This window comes from Nonomuraea sp. B5E05, from assembly GCF_039880665.1.
Taxonomy (GTDB): Bacteria; Actinomycetota; Actinomycetes; order Streptosporangiales; family Streptosporangiaceae; genus Nonomuraea.
This window is the reverse complement of sequence record NZ_JBDPMJ010000036.1, coordinates 1-22,210: the sequence shown is the minus strand read 5'-3', so window position 1 is coordinate 22,210 and position 22,210 is coordinate 1. Positions and strand designations below refer to the sequence as shown.

Below are 22,210 nucleotides of genomic sequence, written 5' to 3'. Positions count from 1 at the left end.
CTGACCGGCGCGCTCGGCGCGGGTACGAGGACTACACAATCCGGAGCTATTGGGAGGATGCGTCATGGTCGCTGAGGGGATAGTTGAGATCACTTCGGAGGAGGAGCTAGGCGAACTCCTAGGGCAGCCTTCAACGCGCAATGCCACGAAGGCGCGCTCTCGCCTGCACGAGCACGACAAGCAGTGGCTGGCGGTTTCCCCCTTTTGCCTGGTGTCCACCTCTGCCGCCGACGGCTCCTGCGACGCATCGCCCAAAGGCGACCCGGCGGGGTTCACTCTGGTCCTCGACGACACGACCATCGTGATCCCGGAACGTCCCGGCAACCGGCGCGCCGACGGTTTTCGCAACGTGCTGAGCAACCCCCAGGTGGGCCTGCTCTACGTGATCCCTGGCCGCGGCGACACGTTGCGCATCAACGGCCGCGCCCGGATCCTGCGCGAGGCCCCGTTCTTCGACCGGATGATCGTCAAGGGTTACCGTCCTCGACTCGCCCTCCTCGTCGAGATCGAGGAGGTCTTCTACCACTGCTCCAAGTCCTTCCTTCGCTCCTCCCTCTGGAAGCCCGAGACGTGGACTCCGGACGCGGCCCCCTCCAGGGCCCGTATCGCCAAAACCCTGGAACGTCCCGACGAGGAGCTGGAAGACCTGGAGGTCTACTACGGCCCGCAGTACGGCCGGCGTTTGTACGGCTGACCGTCACTCCACTCCTGTCATCTGATCGGATGCGGGATGACCGCCGTGCCGGGTGGCGTCCACCAGAGCCTGGAACAGGCGGAGCGGGTCCTCGGCGACGCGGTTGCAGACGTACAGCCACCACTGGGTGCCGAACACGATGTACTCCCTGACCGGATGCCCGCGATCCCGCATCGTCGGCAGCTGATCGACGCCGAGTCCGAGCAGCATCTCGACCTCGTAAGCGCCGGAGTCCCGGGCGCCCTAGAAGGCGACCGGCAGGCGGTGCACGCCGTAGATCGCCATGTCCGTACGGATCGGGACCTCCTCGTCGGGAGCGGCCAGCCGGAGGTCGGGGAACCTGCGGAACAGGGCCGGGTAGGCGACTCTCATCTCGATCCTTGCCAGCTGCTGGCCCAGGCACTGGTGCACGCCGTGGCCGAAGCCGAGGTGCCCGGCGGCGTCCCTGGCCAAGTCAAACGTGTCCGGATCCGGGAATTTCGTGTGGTCGCGGTTGGCCGCAGGGATCGAGACGACCAAGGTCTGACCGGCGCGGATCAGCGTGCCGTCCAGCCAGACGTCTTCCAGAGCGGCGCGCTGCGCGCCGAACTGGATGATGGACAGATACCGCAGCAGCTCCTCGACCGCGTTGTCGATCAGCGTCGGGGCGGCGCGCAGGGCGGCCAGCTGCTCTGGGTGGCGCAGCAGCGTCCAGGAGCCGAGCGCGAGCATGTTCGCCGTCGTCTCGTGCCCCGCCACCAGCAGCAGCATCCCGATCGCCCGCAGTTCCTCGTCGGTCAGCTCGCCGCCCGCGATGAGGCCGCTGAGGAGGTCGTCGCCCGGCTCGGCGCGCTTGGCGGCGACGAGCCGTACGAAGAACTCGTGCAGCTTGGTGAGCGCGGCGATGACATCGTGCTTGTCCGCGTCGAGCTTCAGCACGGTGGCGGTGGTGTGCTGGAACTCCTCCCTTTCCCGGTACGGCACGCCGAGCAGCTCGCAGATGACCATGGACGGGATCGGTAGGGCGAAGTCCTGGACCAGGTCGGCGGGGGAGCCGGCCCGTGCCATCATGTCCAGATGCTCTTCGGTGATCTGCTGGACCCGGGGAATCAGCCGGTTGATCCGCCGCACGGTGAACTGGCCGGTCAGCAGCCGCCGGTAGCGGGTGTGCTCCGGAGGGTCCATCCGGATGAACCAGCCGGGTATGGCGGGTGCGGACGACTCCTGGCCGAGCGGATGGGGATACGGCATGTGACGCAGCTCCTGCCGGGCGCTGAAGCGCGCGTCGCTCAGCACAGCCCGGGCCGTCGCCATACGGGTCACCACCCAGCCGACGTGGCCATCGGGGAAGGCCAGCGGGTGCAGTGGGCCGTCGACGGCCAGCCGCCTGAGCGCGGCGGGCGGGTCGAAGGGATGGTCTCGGACGGTCGGCAGCAGATCCATGCGGCGCTCCTTCATGCATTTCGTGAACTGTGTAAAGTCACTCGGATGACACTCGACGACCAGGGGTTCCTGGAGCGGTTCGCGATGATCATGTCCGAGTCCGGCTATCCCCGGATGGCGGCCAGGGTCTTCGCCGCGCTGCTCGTCTCCGACGACGGCCGGCTCACCGCCGCCGAGCTGGCCGACCGGCTCCAGGTGGGGCCGTCGGCGATCTCCGGCGCGGTGAAATACCTGATGAACGTCGGCATGGTCGCCCGCGAGCGTGATCCGGGCGAGCGGCGTGACCGTTACCGGGTCGATCAGGTGGCGTGGTTCACGGCGGCTCTGGCCAGCGACCACGTCTACCGCCGTTTCGAGGAGGGCGCCCTGGAGGGCCTTGCGGTGTTCGGCCGGGACACGCCGGTGGGGGAGCGATTGGAGGAGACCCGGCGGTTCTTCGCCTTCCTGCGCAGGGAGGTCCCCATGCTGATGCACAAGTGGCTGGAGCAGGAGTCAGGCGATGTCGCGCCGGTGCAGGCCGGCCAGCCCGACGCCGCCGAGGGCGGCTGCGACCGCGCTCAGTAGCACCAGGGGTGCCACTGTCACCTGCCCGAGCAGGACCCAGGGCACGTGCACGAACGGGATGACGACCAGCACAGACTCGTCGACCTGCCCCAGCATGCCGAATACGTCGAGCAGGATGAACACCACCCAGATCCCCCACGCGGCCATCGACAGGCGGGGCAGCAGGCCGGCCAGGAGGACTGCGATCCCGGTCATCACCCACGCAGCGGGCAGATAGGCCAGCGCGGCTCCCAGCACCAGGGGCAGCTTGCCCAGGTCGCCGCTGATCGCGCCGTATGCGAGCCCGGCGCCCGCGCCGAGCGCGATGAGCGCCGCGGCTTGCCCGGCCACCGCCATGATCAGATGGCCGAGCGCCCACCGGACGCGGCTCGTCGGGGTCGCCAGCAGCAGGTCGGCGCGTCCGGCCGTCTCCTCCGTCCGCAGCCGCAGCGCGGACAGGATGCCGTAGGCGGCGATGATCCAGGCGAGCATGGACAGCAGGTAGTTGACGAAGAAGTCGACCGGCTCGGCGTCACCGGCGCCCACCCTGGCGATCATCTCCATGATCTGCGGTGCCTTGATCTGGTCCTCGATCTCGCCAGAGACGGCGCCGCCAAGGGCGAGGCCGCCCACCGCGAAACCGGCGGTCCAGCTCCAGAGCTGGCCGCGGTGCAGCCGCCAGGCCAGGGTCAGGGCGCCGCGCAGGCCGGGCGCCGCCGCGGACGGCCCGAGCCGCGCGGGCAGCAACCCGGCGGCCAGGTCACGGCGGGCCGACAGGCGGTAGGCGATGCCTGCCAGCAGCCCGACCAGGGCCAGCAGCAGCAGGAGAACCCACCAGCGCTCCTCGGCGAACGCTCGTGTCCGCGCCGTCCAGCCCAGTGGTGACATCCACGACAGCCAGGCCACACCGCCCACGTCGCCGACCGCGCGGATCAGGAAGAAGGCGATGAACACGGCGACGCCCATCCCCCTGGCCGCCACCGCGCTCTGCGTCAGTTGCGCGGTGACGGCGCCGACTGCGGCGAACGTCCAGCCGGCGGCGGCCAGCGACAGGGCCAGCGCGAACGATCCGGAGGCGGGCAGCCCCGCGCCGATGAGCGCCCCTGCCATGAGGACGGCGATCACCAGGTTGGCGGCGAGCACCACGGCCAGCACTGCGGTCAGCGGCGCGTGCCTGCCCACCGCCCCCGCGCCGACGAGCTCACGGCGGCCCGATTCCTCCTCGACCCTGCTGTGCCGGATCACCAGAAGCATGCTGACCAGCCCGAGCAGCATGGCGCCCGCACTGGACACGGTGTACGCGGTCAGCCCGCCCACGCTCGCCTCGAACACCGGGCCGCGGGTGGCCACCTGCGAGAGGTTGGCCGACGCCGCGTCGGCCGCGCCGCGCAGATCCTCGGCGGTCGGGTAGAGGGCGGCCGTGCTGGAGGCGATGCTCGCCGGGTAGACCGCGGCCAGCAGGCCCCAGACGGGCAGGAGCAGTCGGTCGCGGCGGACGATGAGCCGGGCGAGCGCGCCGGTCCCGGTCAAGACGCTCATCGGGCATCCACCCTCCGGCGCTCGTGCGCGCCGCTGCTCGCCGTCTTGTAGTGCCGCATGAACAGGTCCTCCAGCGTCGGTGGCGCCGCCGTGACGCCGCGCAGCCCCAGCGCGGTCAGCCGGCCGAACAGCGTGTCGAGATGGCGGGGCTCGACCTGGCAGGTGATCTTCAGGCCGTCGATCCGCAGATCGTGTACGCCGGGCAGGCCGGCCAGGTCGGCCGGCGAACTCGCCACCTCCGCGACCACGGACGTACGGGTCAGGTGGCGCAGCTCCGCCAGCGTGCCCGACTCCACGATGCGCCCGGCCCTGATGATGCTCACCCGGTCGCAGAGCGCCTCCACCTCCGACAGGATGTGGCTGGACAGCAGCACGGTACGGCCGCGCGCCTTCTCCTCCGCCACGCTGTTCCTGAAGACCGCCTCCATCAGCGGGTCCAGGCCGGAGGTCGGCTCGTCGAGGATGAGCAGTTCCACATCGGAGGCGAGCGCCGCGACCAGCGCCACCTTCTGCCGGTTGCCCTTGGAGTAGGCCCGGCCCTTCTTCCGCAGGTCCAGCTCGAACCGGTCGACGAGGCTCGCCTTGCGCCGCTCGTCGACTCCTCCGCGCAGCCGGCTCAGCAGGTCGATCACCTCGCCGCCGGTGAGGTTGGGCCACAGGGTGACGTCGCCCGGCACGTAGGCCAGCCGGCGGTGCAGCTCGGTGGCGTCGGCCCAGGGATCGCCGCCAAGCAGGCGAGCCTCGCCCGCGTCGGCGCGCATCAGGCCGAGCAGGATCCGAATGCTGGTGGATTTGCCTGCTCCGTTGGGGCCCAGGAAGCCATGGACCTCGCCGCTTCGGACGTTCAGTCCGAGACCGTCCAGCGCACGTGTCCGGCCGAATGTTTTCACGAGGCCGGACACGGAAATCGCGTGTGTCATGATTCAAAGCTACACTAAATTCACAAATTTCGTGAATTATGTGAAATATCGGGCCGACCTGCCCGCCGCGAGGGCGGGATCGACCTCGGCCCGGACGGTCGAAGCGGGATCAGGTGGCCGTGTCATCGGGCAGGCGGTGCTCGAGGCCGAGGGCGCCGAAGTACCCGTAGAAGAGGAAGCGGATGGACCAGTCCGCCATCTGGCGCGGCGGGTAAGGCAGGCCCCGATCCAGCCACCACGCGATCACGCCCAGAAAGAGTTCTGTGGCGAACACCGGGATGAGCGTCATGGGCATGCGGGCCTGGTCGGGGTCGGGCTCGGCGGTGTCGATCCGCTCCGAGATCCCCCCGCTCAGCAACTCACGTGCCCTGATCATGAACCGGCGGTTGCGCGGATAACCGAGCAGCGGCTGGTACATCCGGCGGTGCTCGGCGAAGTGCTCGAACAACCTCTCCGCGCCCGCGATCCTCGAGTCCAACTCGGCGAGTTCGTCTCCGCCAGCCCAGCCCGGGCGCACGGGCGTGAACCTCCCGACCTCCTCGACCTCCTCCGCGAGGACGTCGACCGCGAGATCTTCCTTGTCCTCGTAGTGACGGTAGAAGGTCGCGCGGTTCACCATCGCCAGGCCGGCGATGTCGCCGACGGTGACGGCGTCGTAGCCGCGCTCACCGGCCAACTGCACCAGCGCGGCGCGCAGATGTGTCCGGGTCCGCACCACCCGCAGGTCTCCGGCCTGCTCCGGTCTCTGCGACACCTTGTCCTCGCTGTTGCGTATGCGCCAGTGGGCCGTACTTGTTGATTGAGCGCCACTCTACGACGTACCTACGGTTGGGCCATCCGCGAGACATTCATCAAGAAAGCGGGGGCGATCACAGATGGCACAACACTTCAACCGGCTACGGTTCAGCAACGACATCGGGCTGGACGTCCACTACCTGCGCATCCTCTCCGGCGCGCCGTACGGCGCCGCCTCCGCGGGGGAGGTCATGAACGTCGCGAGCACGATGCGGGCCCGCGGCGGCGACCGCGACATCTACATCGAGACCTGGGCCGAACTGGGCCGGCGGATCGCCGCGCAGGCGGAGGAGGCGCTGGCGGCCGGCCGGCGAGTGACCGCGCGAGCCGCGCATCTCAGGGCCTCGACCTACCTGCGCGCGGCGGAGTTCTTCTTCCCCGCCAACCGGCTGGAGGAACGGCGGAAGGTGTATGAGGAGAGCCTTACGCAGTTCGACGCCGCGGCGGAACTCATGCCCCACCCGGTCGAAAAGGTCGAGATTCCCTACGAGGACGGCGTCACGCTGCCCGGCCACGTCTTCACCGTCACCGACGACGGGCGTCCGCGCCCGACGGTGGTGCTGTGCGGCGGGGTGGACGGCTCCGGCGAGGAGATGTATCTGCTGGGCGGAATTCCCGACGCGCTGGCGCGCGGGCTGAACGTCATCGTGTTTCACGGCCCCGGGCAGCGCGGACTCCAGCTCAGCCACCCCCACCTCACATTCCGCCCGGACTACGAGGTACCGCTCGGCGCGGTCGTGGACCATGCCGTCGGCCGGCCGGACGTGGACGCCGAGCGAGTCGCCCTGTACGGAGTCAGCTATGGCGGCTACCTGGCTCCCCGGGCGGCAGCGCACGACCGGCGCGTCAGAGCGCTGGTGGCCAACTCGCCGATGCGCGCGCCGCTCGGCGTCATCATGGGCGGTGCCGAGCGCGCGGCCACCGGGGTGGCGGAACAGCTCGACGAGGCCGGCTGGGCCGGACAGGCCATGGTCGAGAACTACTTCATGTGGAACCACGGGGTGAGCCGCCTGGAGGAATTCGCCGCTCGCGTCCAGGCCTTCACCCTGGACGGCCTGGAAGAACAGATCACCTGTCCCACGCTGAGCCTGGTCGCCGAAGGGGAGACGGACATCGCGACGGAGCAGGCCCGCCGCTTCCACCACGCACTACGCGCTCCCAAGTACTTCGCGACGCTTCCCGCCGTGGACGGCGCCGACACCCATTGCGGCATCAGCAACATCCCCTACACCTCGGCCATGGCCTACGACTGGCTCGCCGAGCATCTGAGGTAGCTGCACGCGCGCACCACCGCTCCGCCAATCGCACCGCCGGCGACTGACTACACATGCTGTGAAGCTCAGGGGATGACTGATGAACGACACCGTTGACCTACCCGCTGTGGCGGGCGGCGAGCGAACAGTGCTCTTCGTCGTGTACGACGGGGTTCAGCTGATGGACCTGGCCGGGCCGGCGGACGCCTTCGCCAGCGCCGCCCGGCTCGCCGACACCCGATACCAGGTACGCCTGGCCTCCACGGGAGGAGGAGATGTACGAACATCGTGTGGTGTGCGCATCAGCGTGGATGTGGACATCGCCGATATCACGGGACCGCTGGACACGCTGATGGTGGCGGGCGGCCTGAGCCGCAGGCAGGCGCTGCTCGACCACGAGCTGGTCAAGCACGTGCGGCGGCTGTCGCAGGAGGCCCGGCGCGTGGGATCGATGTGCACGGGCGCGTTCGTCCTGGCCGAGGGCGGGTTACTCGACGGACACATCGTCACCACGCACTGGCGCTTCCGCGACGAGTTGGCCACCGCCTATCCCGCGGTCACCGTCCTGGACGACGCGCTGTTCGTCCAGGACCCGCCGATCGTGACCGCCGCGGGCGTGACCGCCGGCGTGGACGTGGCCCTGTCCCTCATCGAACAGGACCACGGAACCGAGCTGACGCGGCAGGTCGCCCAGTGGCTGGTCATGTTCGTCCAGCGGCCGGGCGGGTGCTCCCAGTTCAGCGTCTGGCAGCGGACCGGCGCCGTACGCAACGAGGCACTGCGTCTGCTGCTCAGCGACATCGCCGCCTACCCCGCAGCCGACTACACCGTGCCCGCCATGGCCGCACGGCTGTCGACCAGTAGCCGGCACTTCACCCGGGTCTTCAGCCGCGAGGTCGGCCTCAGCCCGGGCAAGTACGTCGAACGCGCCCGCGTGGAGGCGGCCTGCACACTACTGGAGGCCACAGCGGAAGGCTTGGACGTCATCGCCCGCCGAAGCGGATTCGGCACAGCCGAGACCATGCGCCGCGCCTTCGTCCGGCAACTCGGCACACCCCCCAGCGCCCGCCGCCAGCGCGGCGTGCGGTTCATGGCCACGGGTCGAACGGCCCAGTGATGCCCTCACCTGCGCGAACCCCTCCACCGCACATCTCCGCCGGGCCACCATCGGAAATCGAAACAGTCCTCGTTCTCGAACTCAACTCGTCCGGTTTCGTCGACGTCCGGGCCGGCGATGCCGGGACGCACACGAACGACAACCCCGCAGTCGAGCATCTCGGTGGCGAAACGAGACCTCGCGCCTTCAGGCTGGACAGCTGTCCCACAGTGGCTGCCCGGTTGAGCACGAGCACCTCATGCTTGCGCTACAGGACATCGACGACGGCATGGCCGACGAACCGGGTGCCACCCAGAACCAGAATTCTCACGATCCTTGAGGAGTGATGATGAACATTGAGGTCTTCGGCGACGCGGATGATCCGCAGGGCGATGTCGCGGCGATCGTCGCGCTGGTCGCGGCGGTCCAGGAAGCGCAGCAGAACGAGCGGGTGGAGGATTTTCTGAGCCTGTTCAGCAAGGAGGATCCGGTGTGGACGACCGGTCACGGCAAACGACTGTCGGGGTGGGATACCATCCACGACTTCACCGCCCGAGTTCTGCCGGGGGCGACGAAGCGCGGCACCGCGACCTACACGCCGGTCCGGATCCTTTTCATCCGCCCGGACGTCGCCGCGGTCAACGTCCACCAGGTCCCCATCGATCAGGATGGCAGGGCCACGGACGATCCCGAAGGCCGCCCCTTCTACATCCTCGCCAAGACAGAGGGCCTATGGAAGATCGCCGCAGCCCAGAACACCCAAGTCCACCAGGGCTAACCACTCTGGCAATCTTGAAGTCGCCCTGGAGAAGCGCCGTTGGAAAAGCCGCCGATGACCTGGGCGTCCGCAGCTCCCACAGCACCCGCAGCTCGGCGGCGAGGGCGCCGGAAGCTTATCCAGGCCAGGACGCGACGCAGAGGAATCAGAGGACATGAGAATTCTGGTACTGGGTGGCACCCGGTTCGTGGGCCGCGCCATCGTCGACGCCCTTTTGTGCGATCACGAGGTGTCGGTGCTCAACCGGGCGACTCGGCCGCTGTGGGATCGCAGGTTGACGCAGGTGGTCGCCGACCGGACCGACGCGGGTCAGATGCGCCAGGCGCTCGGCGCCTCCTCCTACGACGCCGTCGTCGATGTGTCGGGGACCGAACTCGTGCACGTCTCTAACGTGATTCGGGCGCTTCCACAGGGGGAGAGCCTGCGCTACGTCTACATCAGCTCGGCCGCGGTCTACAATCGGCTGTCCGCCGATCCTCCCTTCGCGGAAAGGGACAGGGCGGACGGCGACGCGGTCTGGGACGGCTACGGGGAGGCGAAAGCCGCCTGCGAGGCGTTGCTGCGCCGCGCGCTTCCCTCTGGAACCCTCACGATCCTGCGCCCTCCTTATGTCTACGGACCTCACAACGCTGAGCAGCGGGAGCAGTTTCTCTGGGCCCGTATGATCTCCGGCCGGCCGATCCTCGTTCCAGGCGACGGCGGCACCCGCATCCAGTTCATCCACGCCAGGGAGCTGGCGCGCATTGCCGTCACAGCTTGCGAGGGAAGGCTCGTGCCGGATGTGTACAACGTGGGAGAGCACGCCACGTACTCGTTCCTCGAATACCTGCGCATATTGGCGCGTGTCGCGGAGGTCACGCCTCGGCTGGTGATGGTCACGGACACGTCGATACGCCCGCGTGACTATTTCCCGTTCCGTGACGTGGAACTGACGCTCGATGTGAGCAGGCTGGCAGCTGCGGGCGTCACGGCCGGCTCTCACCTCACCGAGGGTTTGGCGGAGACTCTGGCATGGTTTCGGCGGTACGGCGATCTGAAGCACGTTCCCGCCCGTGAGGAAGCACGATCAGGCCCGGCGGGCGCTTCGTTCACGGACGGCGGCTCCACGCGGTCTCCGGCGTGAGGCGTGCCTCCTCCGATCAGCCGTCCCTGATCGAGACTGTTCTGGCCTGAACCCCCTCGACGTTGTCGTCCGACACCGCAGGCTTCCCCCGCCGTGATCGTGACGCGACTCCGCCGGCACGGCGTACGCCCCCGCGCGACGTGCCGGCGCATGCCGCCGGGCTGGTGGCGTGCGCCGGCCTGACGAGCGGGGCGGCCCCGAGGTCGCCGGATCAGCGGGTGCGGTAGAAGCGGACGTAGTCGAACTCGGCCTCGACCGCGGGCTGCGCCCCGCCGTGGGCGACCAGGCCGATGCGCGGGGACGTGTCCTTGCCGAACGTCCACACCCCGGCCCACGTCCACGTCTTGCCGTCACGGCTCGACCCGGCGCGGAACTCGTGTTCCCCGGTCTCCCGGTCCACGTGGTGGGCGAGCCGGAGCCAGGTCGTCTTCGCCGGGGCTCCGGCGATGTTCCCGCCGAACGACAGCCGGTCGGCGAAGGGCAGCTCGCGACCGTACTCCACCTGCCGGGTGTTCCAGATGGCCACCTGGGAGAGCCGGGCGAAGTCGTCGTCGGAGGCGTAGGCGACGAGCCCCGCCTGCTGGTGGTTGCGTACGGTGTCCTCGCCCAGGTCGAGCGTCACCTTGGTCTCCACGATGTAGTCGCCGCGCGGCGGCGTGCGCAGCAGCACGCTCGCGGTGTTGCCCGTTCCGACCAGGTCGCCGTTCTGCACCGGCCAGCGCAGCGCGCCGCCGGCGACGCGGGCGGCGGGGTCCTTCCGTACCCACTGCCAGGCGTGGTCAAGGCTGCCGAACTCGTCGGCGTCGAGCTTCCTGCCGGGCTCGGGGACGGGCGCCATGCGGGTGACCGGCTTGGCGAGCCGGGCCACGCCGGCGTTGTCGAACTCCGCCGTGCCCTTGGCGACCAGCCCGAACGCGCCGGACAGCGGGACCGGCGAGTCCAGGCTCACGCCGGCCTGGGGGTCGCCGAGCCTGGCCGAGGTCACCTCGGCGGTGATCGTCCGCCCCTTGACCGTGACGGCCAGGTTCCGCCAGGTGGCCGCGCCTCCCGGCAGGGCCACCGTGCGGCGCTCGCCTCCCGCGGTGACGGTCAGGCCGGAATCCGACACCACCGCGGTGGCCGCGCCGATCCGCAATCCCGCCGTGTCACCGGGGCGCGCGTCGGCGAGCCGGAGGTAGGTCTCGGCCCGGCGGTCGCCGCCGAGGCCCTTCCTGGACGCCAGCGTCGCCTGCTCCCCACCGGTGTGCCGGACATATCCGTCCTGTACGGCCCAGTCGCCGGTGTCACGCCACCCGGACAGGCCGCCGGAGAACCGTTCGTCGACGTGCCCGCGCGTCACGGGCCGCTCGGAGGAGCGTTCGGACGGCCCCGCCCCGGCGCGGACGACCGGCCAGCCGTCGATCCAGTCGAGCCGGTCGAGCAGCATGGGCCGCTCGTTGACGCCGTACGGCTCGTCCAGGAACGGGTCGTCGCGGTCGATCGCGTGGTAGAGCATCCAGTCCTGCCCGGCCAGGTCGGTGAGCTGGGCGTGGTGGCCGACGCCGATCCAGCGGTTGCCGTTCTGCGCGAGGACGGGGGTGCCGCCGGCGCGGGAGGCGAGCAGGGGTTGTCCTTCCCGGTCGGTGAACGGCCCGAGCGGGCTGGTGGCGCGCCCGGCCAGCACCGAGTAGCCGGTGGTGGGGCCGGCGCAGCAGTTCGCCGACGAGGCCAGCAGGTAGTAGTAGCCGTCGCGGCGGACGACGTACGAGCCTTCGAACTTGTTGTCCACGGCGACCTGGGTGGGTTCGCCGACGGGTTCGAGGCCGTCCGCGGACAGCTCGGTCACCCACACCCCACCGAAGAATCCGCCGAAGTACAGGTATTTCTTGCCGTCCACGTCCGTGAACTGCGAGGGGTCGATCGTGTTCCAGTACGCGTCGCCGGACGGGCGCGGCGGAACCACCGGCTCGGGTGCGGGCGTCCACGGCCCCGTCGGCGTGGGCGCGGTGGCGGCGCCGATCGAGTAGTCCCATTGGTGCGGCGTGCTCGCCGAGTTGGTGACCGTGAAGTACATGACGTACCGGCCGTCGAGATAGCGGACGTCCGGCGCCCAGAGCAGGGTGTTCGGATCCGCGTAAGACGGCAGGTCGCCCTCGCCGAACGCGTCGCCCACGTACGTCCACTCCACCAGGTCGCTGGAGCGGGCGATGGGCAGGCGGTGATGTTTCCCCTCGCCCTCGCGCAGCGGGTCGGAGGTGCCGTAGGAGTACCAGTAGCCGTCGAGCCCGCGGATCACGGCGGGGTCGGCGAAGGTGTCGGCGAAGTCCCGCGACACGGGATTGTCAAAGGACGGGGTGCCCACCAGCGACAGGATGAGCGAGGCAACCGCTGCGATGTGCATATGTCAGCCTTTCAACCCACTGCGGGAGATGCCCTCGATGACGTAACGCTGGGTCAGCGCGAACAGGATCAGCACCGGAACGCTGGCCAGCACGGCGCCCGCCATGATCACCGGGTAGTCGATCGTGTAGGCGCCCTGGAGGATCGACAACCCTGGCGGGAGCGTGAAGTACTCCGGGCTGAAGATCACGAAGATCGGCCAGATGAAGTCGTTCCAGTTGGCCAGGAAGCTCAGCACCGCGAGCGTGGCCAGCGCGGGCTTCGACAGCGGCAGCGTGATCCTGGTGAAGATCTTCCAGTGGTTGGCCCCCTCGACCAGCGCGGCCTCGTCGAGCTCGCGGGGCAGGCCGAGGAAGAACTGGCGCAGGAAGAACACCCCGAACGCGCCCGCCGCGCCCGGCACGATCAACGCGGTCAGGCTGTCGAGCCAGCCCAGCTGGTCGATGATGAGGAACTGCGGGATGAGGAAGACGAACCCCGGCACCAGCAGCGTGCCGACGATGACGGCGAACATCAGCCGCTTGCCCCGGAACTCCAGCCTGGCCAGCGCGTACGCGGCCAGCGACGAGACCACGAGGACGAGCAGCATGTGCAGGGTGGCCGCGATCAGGCTGTTGGCGAACCAGCGCAGCACCGGCGTCTGCGTCGTGCCCTCGAAGATGGTCCCGTACGCCCTGGTGACCGGCTCGGTCGGGAACAACGTCGGCGGCATCCTGGTGGCCTCCGACTGGCTCTTCAACGAGGTGCCGAGCGCCCACAGCAGCGGCGCCACGAACACCACGGCCAGCGCGGCGAGCAGCGTGTAGCGCTTCACGAGCGCCTCCTGAACAGGCGGAAGTTGAGCACGCTGACCAGGATCAGGGCGAGCGTCAGCACGTAGCTCATGGCGGCGGCGCTGCCCATCTTGTACTGGCTGAGACCCTGGTCGAGGATGTAGTAGATCGCCGTCCTGGTCTCACCGCCCGGCGCCCCCTGGGTCAGCAGGTACGACTGGCCGAACATGTTGGCCGAGGCCAGGATCGTCGTGGTGACCACGAACAACGCGACGGGCCGCAGGCCAGGCAGCGTCACGTGGCGGAACTCCGCCCACTTGCCGGCGCCGTCCACCTTGGCCGCGTCGTAGAGGTCGCGCGGGATGTCCTGCATGCCCGCGAGGTAGATCACGCCGTTGAAGCCGATCGTCCACCAGACGGTCACGCCGACCAGCGCGATCCACGCCCAGGGCAGCGAGGTCGTCCAGCCGATGTCGGTGCCGAGCAGCCAGTCGACCAGGCCGAGGTTCGGGTCCAGCAGCAGCCGCCACATGAGGCTGACCACGGCCACCCCCAGCACGTACGGCGCGAAGAACAGCCCGCGGAAGAACGTCCGCCCCCTGAACGGCCGGTGGAGCAGCAACGCCAGCCCGAGCGGCAGCACCACCAGGAACGGCACGCTGAACAGCGTGAAGATCCCGGTGGCCCGCATCGACATCCAGAAGTCGGCGTAGACCGCCGACTCCGGGTCGAGCAGGGCGGTGTAGTTGCCCAGCCCGACGAACGGCCTGGCCTCCAGCAGGTAGTCCCAGTCGTGCAGGCTGATCCAGAAGCCGTAGATCGCCGGGGCCAGCACGAACACGACGAAGAGCAGCAGGTAGGGGGCCAGGAAGAGGTAGGGGGTGGCGCGTCCCGACCGGGGGACGGCGGTGGCCGTGCGGGCCGCGGCACCCTTCAGGGTGAGCGAGACCATCAGGCGCCGTACTTCTTCCGGTTCTGCTCCAGGACCTTGTCCGCCTTGGCCGCCGCCTCGGTGAGGGCGTCCTTGGGGCTCTTCTTCAGCAGGATCGCCGCGTTGACGGCCTGGTCGACCACCGCTGAGGCGTCGCCGATGCCGGCCACGGGCGGCAGGAAGTACAGGTGGTCGATCTGGGAGCCGATCGCCGCCTGCTCCTTCAGCCCCTTGAACTCCGCGCTCTCGCGGATGCTCTTGCGCGCGGGCACCTGACCGGCCTTGGCCCACTCGATGGAGTGGCCGCTGATCCAGTTGATGAACACCTTGGCGGCGGTCAGCTTGTTCTGGTCGGGCCGGCGCTGCTTGAAGATCACGAACTGGTGCGAGCCGGCCCATGCGGCGGGCTCGGTGCCGATCTGGGGCAGCGGCGCCACGCCCCACTCCAGGTCCTTGTGCTCCCGGAGCGTGTTGATGGACCAGATGCCGTTCCAGTTGAAGGCGGCCTTGCCGTTCTGCAGGGCGATGAAGTCGGCGTCCTGGCCCACGTTCTTCGGGCTGTAGCCCTTGTTGACCAGCTCGACCAGCCAGGTGAGCGCCTGCACGCCGGGCTCCTCGGCGAAGCGGGAGACGCCGGCGTCATCGGCGAACAGCCGGCCGCCGTTCTGGTGGAGCAGGCTGCCGAACTGCATGCTCCCGGTGAAGGGGAACGGCGTGGCCCAGTGGCCCTGCACCCCGGCCTTCTTCAGGGTTTCCAGCGCGGCCAGGTATTCCTCGCCCGTCTTGGGCGGGTTGTCCGGGTCGAGCCCCGCCTTGGACAGGACGGTCTTGTTGTAGAACATGCCGAGCGGGTGCACGTCGAGCGGGATGGAGTAACGCGCGCCCTTGTAGACGCCGGCCTGCCAGACGGGCGGCGAGAAGTCCGCCTCGGTCAGGCTGAGCGAGGTGGCCACGTCGTCGAGCGGCAGCACCACCTGCCGGGCGGCGTTGGTGGCCACGCTGTCGACGTGCATGATGCCGAGGTCGGGCCCCCGCCCCGCGGACACCGCCGCAGGCACCTTCGAGTAGTAGTCGGACCACTGATAGACGTTCATCGTGATCTTGATGTTCGGATGGGCGCTGTTGAACTGCTCGACGAGCCGCTTCATGAAGGGCCCGTCGCCGCCGGTGAACCCGTTCCAGAAGGCGAGGGACACCGCGGGGCCCGTGTAGCTGGTGGGCGCCGCCGTGGCCGGCCCGCTCGACTGCTGGGCCGCCTGCTTCGGGCCGCCGCCCCCGCCGCATCCGGCGAGCACCATCGCGCCGAGGCCGAGGCCGAGCGCGCGTCGCCGGGTCAGGCTCTCCAGGGACATGTGAATCACTCCTGCCCATGTGATGTTGCCCCGTTCTACATCGTTGGTTCTAACGTTGTAAACAGGCAGGGCGAAAGTCGTTACAGCGTTGTAAACCGGGCCATGTCAGGTCATCGGCAGCGGAAGGGGGGGCGGAGTGCGGGCACGACTCAAGGACGTCGCGGAGCGGCGGTGTCGCTGCTCGCCGACCGCCTCGCCGGCGCCACGAGCGAGCCGGGAGAGGTGCGCGTCCCCTACCGGCTGACGCCCCGCGAAAGCAGCCCGTACGGCGAATTCCCGTAACCGGCCTGATCCTTCATCATGCCGCTCTTACCAGCGCATTCATTTGTCCAACGTCCGCTGGACAATGTTCGGACATTGATGGCTTGGCACGAGCCGGGGCGGCGGGCAAAAGTGGTGGAGGAAAGCACCGCAACGGCACGTGGCCCTCGACATCGTGCGCGTGCTTCACCTGCTCCTACGGCGACGAGGGCATCCGCAGCGTCGCCTTCTCCTTCCACAACCACTGCGAGCACTCGCGGGGCATCAAGGTCCGCGTCGCGCACGCCGTGGACGACTGCGGCTGACACGCCGTTCCTGATCGCCTGGGCGCTCACCGCCGAGGCGCCTCGGGGCCCCGGCCGAGTGAATTCGCGGTGGCATCCACCCGGCCGGGGCCCGCACCGGGAGAGGGCTCCCGCCTGGGATCCGGCCGACCAGGACACCTTTGATAGCCTCGTTCCGTCTGAACGTGGTGCGGTTCTGCAGCCGCACGGGCGCTCGACCGAAGCAGGGGTGGGATGGCGGATTCCTCCGGACCGCAGGACGAAGGCACGGGATCCCGGCGAGGGCGCCGGCCGATCCGGCCTGACCCTGGCGCCGGTCCCGTCTCCCTGCTCGCCCACCGTCTCTGGGAGCTCAAGGAGGAGGCGGGCGACCCGTCGTTCGCCGACATGGCCGGCCGCCTCGGCGCGGCGGCCTCGAAGTCGTCGCTGGCGGCCGCCGCCCGGGGCAGCGCGCTGCCGAGCTGGGAGACGACGTGGGAGTTCGTCCGCGTCCTGGCGGTCGACCGGCTCGGCCGCGATCCTGAGCAGGTCAGGCGCGAGTGGCGGAGGCTCTGGGAGCAGGCGCAGGCCGGGGAGAGCGCAGACGGCACGATCGAGGGCCGCACGCCAGATCAGCCCGGACCACCCCCATCCGCCCGCCCCTCCCCCACCGCCCCCGCCCTCTCCTCACCGCCCGGCGGGCCGTCGCAGCCCGAAGGATCCTCACAGCCCGGCAGGCCCTCACAGGCGGGCGAGCCGTCGCAGGCGGGCGAGCCCTCGCAGCCCGGCGGGCCGTCGCAGGCGGGCGGCTCTTCACAGCCCGGCGGGTCCACACCGACCGATGGTTCCTCTCCGTCCGGTGCACCGCTCGACGGTTCCCCACCGCCTCCCGATGGTTCCGCCGGCCCGGGGCCGTCCTCCGGCCCGGGACCGGGCGCTCGCCGTACGCCGCCGGTCAGGAAGGCGACCGTGCTCGCCGTGGCCACCGGCGTGGTCGGGGTCGCCGCCATCCTGCTCGGCTGGGTGCTGCCGCTGCTCGGAGAGAGCGACGAGAGCGAACCCACGGCCCAGCCCACCCCGGCGCAGACCGTCTCGCCGCGCGACGACTCCGCCTTCGAAGGGGACCTGACCTTCCCCGACGGGAGCGTGGTGAAGCGGGGCACCTCCTTCGACAAGGTCTGGCGCATTCGCAACGCGGGCACCCTCCCGTGGCAGGACCGCTATCTGACCCGCATGAACGACACCCCGTGCAAGGCGCCGGAACGAGTCGGGATCGGACCGGTGCTGCCCGGGGAGACGGTCGACATCAAAGTACGCGTGCGCGCCGCCGACTCCCCCGGCCGCTGCAAGATCTTCTGGAAGATGACCGACGAGGACGGCACCCCGCTGCTGGCCGGCAAGAAGCCCATCTTTCTCGACGTCACCGTCGGCTGAGACCAGGGTCCGCGCTCGCGTACGCACCGGGTGTCCGGCTGCGCATGAGCAGCGGCTCGTGCGGAACGCGGCCAGGAAGGCCCCGGTCGTCAGTTCGTCGGGAACGGCAGGGCGAGGAGGTTGTACGTCATGGCGATCTTGAAGAACACCACGCCGGCCAGGGCGAGCCCTGTGTAGCACAGCCGTCCCGGCCGGCCCCACCAGCCCTTCACCCAGGCCGCCACCGCGCAGCCTGCGACCACGACGCAGAGCACGAGCCCGGCCGTGGCGACGATCGGCAGTGCGGCCAGCCGGGGCGCGTAGAGAGAGGTCAGCTCCATGACCACGTTCGGGTCGGACATGGTCACGGCGACGCCGCCGACGAAGACGGTCACCAGCGCGGCGGTGATCCAGGCCAGCAGCCGGGCGACACGGGCACCGGCCGGCTGAGACCGGGCGCCGGCACGGGAACGCCTCCGCAGGACCCGGACCAAGGCGTTGACCGGCAGGGCGAGGAAGGCGAGCATGAACACGAGGCCGCTGAGACCCAACAGGACCGTGTGCAACATCGGCTCGTCGGACCAGTGCAGCTTCTCCAGCGCCTCGGACGGGTTCATCGAGCTGGACAGCGTGCCCTCGTCGTCGACGGCGATCTTCGCCCGGCCGTCGCGCTCCTGGAAGAGACCTGGCCCGATGGGCGTCCAGTGCTGGGTCGTCTTCTCCGGGTCCAGCGAGAGGCCGGTGGTGGTGAGAGTGCCGTCGGCGTTGGCCTGTACGGTCGTCGTGGCGAACAGCGCGCTGACCTTCATGAGGCTGGTCCGGCTGGTGCGTGTGGAGCGGTAGCTGCCGGCGTAGCGCGTCGTGTCCCCGCCGGAGACGGCCCGTGTGCCGTCCGGCTGCGCGGGCACGTACTCGTCCATGATCTGATGGACGAGGCTCTGGCCGGCCCAGTTCGCGACCTGGCCGACGCCGTCGCCGTTGTAGACGACGTAGATCCCGATGTCCTGCTTCGGTAGCAGAGCCATGACGTTGTGGTGGCCGGGCACGTCGCCGTCCTTGTAAACGATCCGGTGGCCGTTGTGCGAGCGCTGCTCGAAGGTGTATCCCATGCCCGGGATGCGCGGGTCCTGGGCGTAGCGCTGCTCCTGGAGGCGGCGAGCGACGTTCGTACCCATGCGCGGATCGTCGCTGAGCTGGGCGAGCATGAAGCGGCCCATGTCGGCGGGGGTGGAGACAGGGCCGGTTCCCGAGGGGGCCCAGGGGCCGTACTGGCCCTTGACGGCAGCGTAGCCGTCCTCGCTCGGGCGGTAGGCGCCGGCGAGGTCGAGGGCGAGGTCCGCGGCGTGCGGCACGGCCATGCTGGTGGCGTTCATGCCGAGCGGCTTGAGTACGTGCTGCTCGACGTACTGCGCGAACGGTTGCCCCGAGGCGGCCTCCACGAGGTGGCCGGCCAGCGCCACACCGTAGTTGTCGTAGGCGACGCGCGTGCCGGGCGGGCGTACCCGGCGCGGTTGCCGTTCGGCCAGGCTCTCCGCAAGGGAGCCGACGTCTTCCGGGTCGGCCTCGGCGAGCCCGACGATGTCGTCGTCGAAGCCTGCCGTGTAGGTCAGGAGGTGTTCCAGGGTGACCGGCCGCCCGGGGTAGGAGTCCTCGATCTTGAACGTGGTCAGATACTTGTTGACGTCCGCTCGCAGGTCCAGCTTGCCGTCGTCCACGAGTTGCAGCGCGGCCGCGGCGGTGAACAGCTTGGCGAGCGATCCGGTGAAGAAGCCGGTGCGCCGGGGGTCGACCGGCCGGCGCGTGGCCACGTCGGCGACACCGTATCCCTTGGCGAGGACCGTACGCCCGCCGGAGACCACGACGACGGCCGCGCCAGGAATGCGGTGCTCGGCCAGTTGCCCCGGGACGATCCGGTCGATCATCTCGGCCAGTCCGGGCAGGTCTGTCCTCGGCGTGACCGGCCTGGCGGATGCCGTGGCCGGGCCTGCTGCGAGAAGGATCAGGGCGCCGGCCAGTGCCGTGGCCCAGATGCGGATCAGGTGCGCTTTCATGGGGACAACCCTGCCGACCTGGGCTGATACCGGACCAGTGTCAGGGACACCAGTACGTATGGCGAAATGCATGATCCGTACATATCGGTATGATTCTCCGCTGTGGTGATCATCCTGGTGGTCCTGGCCGGTGTGGCGTTCGATCCGCTCGCACCGCTGCCCGGCGTGCCCGCGATCGTCATGCTGATCCTGCAGATCGTGCACAGCCTGCCCCGCCCACGCCGCCTGGTCGGCCCGTGGACTCTGGTCGCGCAGGCCCTGTTGTTCGTGTGGGCTGGGCAGGGTGCTCCTGGGCTGCTCACCGCCTCCGTGCTCCTGATCGCGCGCGGCCCGGCGCGCTGGGTGCTGGCCGGAGCCGTTGTTGCCGTGACCGGCCTGCTCAACACGGCCGACGTCTACACCTGCGTGAACGCCATGGTGAACGCGCTCACGCAGGGTCTGGTGGTGTTCGGCGTCACCCGGCTGAACGACCTGCGCGCCGAACTGCACGCCGCCCGCAACGAACTGGCCGAGGCGTCGGTCGCCGAAGAGCGCGAGCGAGCCTCACGCGAGTTCGAGAGCGTCCTGGGCTCCAGCCTGTCGGCCATCACCGCCCTGGCGGCGCAGGGGCGTACCGGCGAGATCGTCACCCTGGCGCGCCGGGCCGCCGCGCGCGCCCGGCGGGCTCCGCCGCCCCAGGCCCAGCCGCCCTTCGACGACCTCACGCCCAGGCTCGCGCTGCCCATCCTGGTGACCGTGCACCTGGGCTTCCTGATCGTCTCCGCGGTGTTTCTGTGGCGGGCGGCTCCGCCACCCGCCGTCCTGGCCCCCGCTCTCCTGATCCTGGCCGGGGTCACGGGCCTGCAACTGCGCCACTCATGGCCCCGGCCGCCCGGGGTACGGCCCGCGCACGCGCGATGGACGCTTCCGCTGCAGCTCGCCCTCGCCCTCGCCCCGCTGTTATTCCCTGAACGTCCCTACCCGCAGCTGATCGGCTACGCCGCCGGCTCGCTGCTCATCCTGTGGACCCGCTGGGCGGCCTTCCCCGTGGTCGGCGCCGTGCTGGCGGTGACCTCCGTCGTGATGGCACTACGCGGCATCGCTCCGGTGGACAACCTCTACTGGACGTTCAACGCGCTGGCCATCGCGGTCATGTTCCACGGCCTGGCCCTGCACACCCACATGGTCGCCCAGGTGCGCCAAGCCCGCCTGGCGCTGGCCGGGATCGCGCTGGAGAGGGAGCGCCGCCGCATCGCCCGTGATGTGCACGATCTGCTCGGCTACAGTCTGTCGGCCATCGTGGTGAAGGCAGAGCTGGCCGTCCGGACGCCTGAGCGGAGCGCCGAGCAACTCGCCGACATCACCCGCATCGCCGAGCGTGCCCTCGCCGACGTTGCCGCCATTCCCCGCGACAGCGGCCGGCCGTTGTCGTTGGCCACCGAGCTGGCCTCCGCCCGTGAGGTGCTGTCCGCCGCGGGCGCCGACGTCCACGCCGATCCTGTGATCGAGCTGCCGGCCGACATCGACGCGCTGCTGGCCATGGTGCTGCGCGAAGCGGTCACCAACATTTTGCGCCACAGCCGTGCCCGGCTCTGCCGCATCGAGCTCACCTCGCAGGACGCCACCGCACGCCTGCGGATCACCAACGACGGCGTCACCGACGCCGACGCTGACACCGGCACTGACACCGGCACTGACACCCACGCCGACACTGACGCCGCCCCGCCCGGGCAGGGCCTGCGCAATCTGACCCAGCGGGTGAGCGCCCACGGCGGCTCCCTGCGCACCTCCCGGGTTCCCGGAGGGTATGAGCTTCTGGTCCTACAACCAACCGGCTTCGGTCGCGATGCGGACGGCGTCGAGCCGGTTGCGGGCCCCTAGCTTGGTGACGATCGCCCCCAGGTAGTTGCGTACGGTGCCTTTCGACAGGTAAAGCGTCGAGGCGATCTGCGCGGGTTCTATGCCGTCCGCCGCCATCCGCAGCACCATGATCTCCCGTTCGCTCAGCGGGTTCGGCCTGCTCATGATCGTCTGTGCGGCCAGATCCGGGTCGAGCACGCGCTCGCCCGCGACCACCCTGCGGATCGCCTCCGCCAGCTGCGCGGGCGGCGCGTCCTTGAGCATGAACCCGCTGGCCTCGGACGCCAGCGCCTGCCGCAACGTCTCGGGCCGCCCCAGCGACGTGAGGATCAGCACCCGGCACTCGGGCAGCCGCTCGGCCAGCACACCGGCCGCGGCGAGCCCGTCGAGCTCACCGGGCATGTGCACGTCGAGCACCGCCACGTCCGGCCGGTGCTCCAGGGCGGCCGCCACCGCCGCCTCCCCCGTAGCCACCTCGGCGACCACCGTCAGATCACTCTCCAACCCCAGCAGCGCGACGATGGCCCCGCGGATGAGCTCCATGTCCTCCGCCAGCAACACCCGAATCACGATCTCCATCCTTCCCGTGCCCAGCAGGACGCAGATCTCATCATCCTCCGCCCCCGCTGCTGCCGGTCAGCGGTAGGCGGCGGCCTGGAGGGTGTAGAGGTCGGCGTAGAGGCCGTTGAGTGACATGAGGGTGTCGTGGTCGCCGTGTTCGGTGACCGTGCCGCGGTCGAGGACGTAGATGCGGTCGGCGTAGCGGACGCTGGCCAGGCGGTGGG

The 22,210-nt window shown here is 69.8% G+C and carries 20 protein-coding genes; 9 read left to right on the top strand and 11 right to left on the bottom strand.

The genetic code is table 11. The features are described 5' to 3' along the window. Nucleotides 1-64 precede the first annotated feature (64 nt). Nucleotides 65-694: a pyridoxamine 5'-phosphate oxidase family protein gene (locus ABGB01_RS40500; protein WP_347779162.1), complete on the top strand. Its 630-nt coding sequence runs from the start codon at nt 65-67 to the stop codon at nt 692-694. Between the two features lie 3 nt (nt 695-697). Here ABGB01_RS40500 and ABGB01_RS40495 read toward each other — a convergent pair whose 3' ends face one another. Beyond that, nucleotides 698-904, bottom strand: coding sequence for a hypothetical protein (locus ABGB01_RS40495; RefSeq protein ID WP_347779161.1), 207 nt, complete (start codon nt 902-904; stop codon nt 698-700). Nucleotides 905-937: 33 nt separating this feature from the next. Then, a complete protein-coding gene (locus ABGB01_RS40490; RefSeq protein WP_347779159.1) occupies nt 938-2,116 on the bottom strand; it encodes a cytochrome P450 in 1,179 nt (392 codons plus the stop codon). A gap of 45 nt (nt 2,117-2,161) precedes the next feature. Between ABGB01_RS40490 and ABGB01_RS40485 the strand changes: the two genes are divergently transcribed. Continuing rightward, nucleotides 2,162-2,680 (top strand): MarR family transcriptional regulator, encoded by a 519-nt coding sequence (locus ABGB01_RS40485; protein ID WP_347779158.1) that lies wholly within the window; start codon nt 2,162-2,164, stop codon nt 2,678-2,680. Here the strand turns inward: ABGB01_RS40485 and ABGB01_RS40480 are convergent. From ABGB01_RS40480 to ABGB01_RS40470, 3 genes are all read right to left on the bottom strand, one after another. Continuing rightward, a complete protein-coding gene (locus ABGB01_RS40480) occupies nt 2,609-4,198 on the bottom strand; it encodes an ABC transporter permease (RefSeq protein ID WP_347779156.1) in 1,590 nt (529 codons plus the stop codon). The genes ABGB01_RS40485 and ABGB01_RS40480 overlap by 72 nt on opposite strands. Further along, nucleotides 4,195-5,118, bottom strand: coding sequence for an ABC transporter ATP-binding protein (locus tag ABGB01_RS40475; protein ID WP_347779154.1), 924 nt, complete (start codon nt 5,116-5,118; stop codon nt 4,195-4,197). Before ABGB01_RS40475 ends, ABGB01_RS40480 begins: the two co-directional genes overlap by 4 nt. Before the next feature lie 109 nt (nt 5,119-5,227). Beyond that, nucleotides 5,228-5,872: a TetR/AcrR family transcriptional regulator gene (locus tag ABGB01_RS40470; RefSeq protein ID WP_347779152.1), complete on the bottom strand. Its 645-nt coding sequence runs from the start codon at nt 5,870-5,872 to the stop codon at nt 5,228-5,230. A 121-nt stretch (nt 5,873-5,993) separates the two neighbouring features. On the opposite strand from ABGB01_RS40470, the gene ABGB01_RS40465 reads away from it, so the two are divergent. The 4 genes from ABGB01_RS40465 (at nt 5,994) to ABGB01_RS40450 (ending at nt 10,163) form a co-directional block, all read left to right on the top strand. Further along, nucleotides 5,994-7,187 (top strand): alpha/beta fold hydrolase, encoded by a 1,194-nt coding sequence (locus ABGB01_RS40465; protein ID WP_347779151.1) that lies wholly within the window; start codon nt 5,994-5,996, stop codon nt 7,185-7,187. 79 nt (nt 7,188-7,266) lie between these two features. Beyond that, entirely contained in the window at nt 7,267-8,283 is a 1,017-nt protein-coding gene (locus tag ABGB01_RS40460; protein WP_347779150.1) for a DJ-1/PfpI family protein, read from the top strand. A 328-nt stretch (nt 8,284-8,611) separates the two neighbouring features. Continuing rightward, complete coding sequence (locus ABGB01_RS40455; RefSeq protein ID WP_347779149.1) at nt 8,612-9,040, top strand: SgcJ/EcaC family oxidoreductase; 429 nt, start codon at nt 8,612-8,614, stop codon at nt 9,038-9,040. Between the two features lie 154 nt (nt 9,041-9,194). Then, nucleotides 9,195-10,163, top strand: coding sequence for an NAD-dependent epimerase/dehydratase family protein (locus ABGB01_RS40450; protein WP_347779148.1), 969 nt, complete (start codon nt 9,195-9,197; stop codon nt 10,161-10,163). 211 nt (nt 10,164-10,374) lie between these two features. Here ABGB01_RS40450 and ABGB01_RS40445 read toward each other — a convergent pair whose 3' ends face one another. Genes ABGB01_RS40445 through ABGB01_RS40430 form a run of 4 tightly spaced genes read right to left on the bottom strand, consistent with a single transcriptional unit; the run spans nt 10,375 to nt 15,598 of the window. After that, complete coding sequence (locus ABGB01_RS40445) at nt 10,375-12,543, bottom strand: family 43 glycosylhydrolase (protein WP_347779147.1); 2,169 nt, start codon at nt 12,541-12,543, stop codon at nt 10,375-10,377. Nucleotides 12,544-12,546: 3 nt separating this feature from the next. After that, entirely contained in the window at nt 12,547-13,356 is an 810-nt protein-coding gene (locus ABGB01_RS40440) for a carbohydrate ABC transporter permease (RefSeq protein WP_347779145.1), read from the bottom strand. Continuing rightward, a complete protein-coding gene (locus ABGB01_RS40435) occupies nt 13,353-14,267 on the bottom strand; it encodes a sugar ABC transporter permease (protein ID WP_347779144.1) in 915 nt (304 codons plus the stop codon). The genes ABGB01_RS40440 and ABGB01_RS40435 overlap by 4 nt, the downstream gene beginning before the upstream one ends. Further along, nucleotides 14,267-15,598: an ABC transporter substrate-binding protein gene (locus ABGB01_RS40430; protein ID WP_347779143.1), complete on the bottom strand. Its 1,332-nt coding sequence runs from the start codon at nt 15,596-15,598 to the stop codon at nt 14,267-14,269. The genes ABGB01_RS40435 and ABGB01_RS40430 overlap by 1 nt, the downstream gene beginning before the upstream one ends. Nucleotides 15,599-15,963: 365 nt before the next feature. Here ABGB01_RS40430 and ABGB01_RS40425 point away from each other — a divergent pair, with 365 nt between their 5' ends. Together ABGB01_RS40425 and ABGB01_RS40420 are read left to right on the top strand one after the other, a co-directional pair. Then, nucleotides 15,964-16,164: a hypothetical protein gene (locus ABGB01_RS40425; RefSeq protein WP_347779142.1), complete on the top strand. Its 201-nt coding sequence runs from the start codon at nt 15,964-15,966 to the stop codon at nt 16,162-16,164. Between the two features lie 213 nt (nt 16,165-16,377). Beyond that, a complete protein-coding gene (locus tag ABGB01_RS40420) occupies nt 16,378-17,556 on the top strand; it encodes an NBR1-Ig-like domain-containing protein (RefSeq protein WP_347779141.1) in 1,179 nt (392 codons plus the stop codon). Between the two features lie 89 nt (nt 17,557-17,645). On the opposite strand, the gene ABGB01_RS40415 is transcribed toward ABGB01_RS40420, so the two are convergent. Further along, nucleotides 17,646-19,586: a serine hydrolase domain-containing protein gene (locus ABGB01_RS40415; protein ID WP_347779140.1), complete on the bottom strand. Its 1,941-nt coding sequence runs from the start codon at nt 19,584-19,586 to the stop codon at nt 17,646-17,648. A gap of 102 nt (nt 19,587-19,688) precedes the next feature. Here ABGB01_RS40415 and ABGB01_RS40410 point away from each other — a divergent pair, with 102 nt between their 5' ends. Further along, the gene (locus ABGB01_RS40410) at nt 19,689-21,446 is read left to right on the top strand and encodes a histidine kinase (RefSeq protein ID WP_347779139.1); all 1,758 of its coding nucleotides are present in this window, start codon (nt 19,689-19,691) and stop codon (nt 21,444-21,446) included. Here the strand turns inward: ABGB01_RS40410 and ABGB01_RS40405 are convergent. Next, nucleotides 21,387-21,995, bottom strand: a complete 609-nt coding sequence (locus tag ABGB01_RS40405) for a response regulator transcription factor (RefSeq protein ID WP_347779137.1) — start codon at nt 21,993-21,995, stop codon at nt 21,387-21,389. The genes ABGB01_RS40410 and ABGB01_RS40405 overlap by 60 nt on opposite strands. Between the last annotated feature and the right edge of the window lie 215 nt (nt 21,996-22,210).

What these genes read in the sequence shown, in the direction of transcription:
- ABGB01_RS40500 (WP_347779162.1), top strand. Translation starts at nt 65, where the DNA reads ATGGTCGCTGAGGGGATAGTTGAGATCACTTCGGAGGAGGAGCTAGGC.
- ABGB01_RS40435 (WP_347779144.1), bottom strand. Translation starts at nt 14,267, where the DNA reads ATGGTCTCGCTCACCCTGAAGGGTGCCGCGGCCCGCACGGCCACCGCC.
- ABGB01_RS40480 (WP_347779156.1), bottom strand. Translation starts at nt 4,198, where the DNA reads ATGAGCGTCTTGACCGGGACCGGCGCGCTCGCCCGGCTCATCGTCCGC.
- ABGB01_RS40465 (WP_347779151.1), top strand. Translation starts at nt 5,994, where the DNA reads ATGGCACAACACTTCAACCGGCTACGGTTCAGCAACGACATCGGGCTG.
- ABGB01_RS40485 (WP_347779158.1), top strand. Translation starts at nt 2,162, where the DNA reads ATGACACTCGACGACCAGGGGTTCCTGGAGCGGTTCGCGATGATCATG.
- ABGB01_RS40450 (WP_347779148.1), top strand. Translation starts at nt 9,195, where the DNA reads ATGAGAATTCTGGTACTGGGTGGCACCCGGTTCGTGGGCCGCGCCATC.
- ABGB01_RS40475 (WP_347779154.1), bottom strand. Translation starts at nt 5,118, where the DNA reads ATGACACACGCGATTTCCGTGTCCGGCCTCGTGAAAACATTCGGCCGG.
- ABGB01_RS40430 (WP_347779143.1), bottom strand. Translation starts at nt 15,598, where the DNA reads ATGTCCCTGGAGAGCCTGACCCGGCGACGCGCGCTCGGCCTCGGCCTC.
- ABGB01_RS40415 (WP_347779140.1), bottom strand. Translation starts at nt 19,586, where the DNA reads ATGAAAGCGCACCTGATCCGCATCTGGGCCACGGCACTGGCCGGCGCC.
- ABGB01_RS40455 (WP_347779149.1), top strand. Translation starts at nt 8,612, where the DNA reads ATGAACATTGAGGTCTTCGGCGACGCGGATGATCCGCAGGGCGATGTC.
- ABGB01_RS40460 (WP_347779150.1), top strand. Translation starts at nt 7,267, where the DNA reads ATGAACGACACCGTTGACCTACCCGCTGTGGCGGGCGGCGAGCGAACA.
- ABGB01_RS40490 (WP_347779159.1), bottom strand. Translation starts at nt 2,116, where the DNA reads ATGGATCTGCTGCCGACCGTCCGAGACCATCCCTTCGACCCGCCCGCC.
- ABGB01_RS40445 (WP_347779147.1), bottom strand. Translation starts at nt 12,543, where the DNA reads ATGCACATCGCAGCGGTTGCCTCGCTCATCCTGTCGCTGGTGGGCACC.
- ABGB01_RS40495 (WP_347779161.1), bottom strand. Translation starts at nt 904, where the DNA reads ATGCTGCTCGGACTCGGCGTCGATCAGCTGCCGACGATGCGGGATCGC.
- ABGB01_RS40420 (WP_347779141.1), top strand. Translation starts at nt 16,378, where the DNA reads ATGGCGGATTCCTCCGGACCGCAGGACGAAGGCACGGGATCCCGGCGA.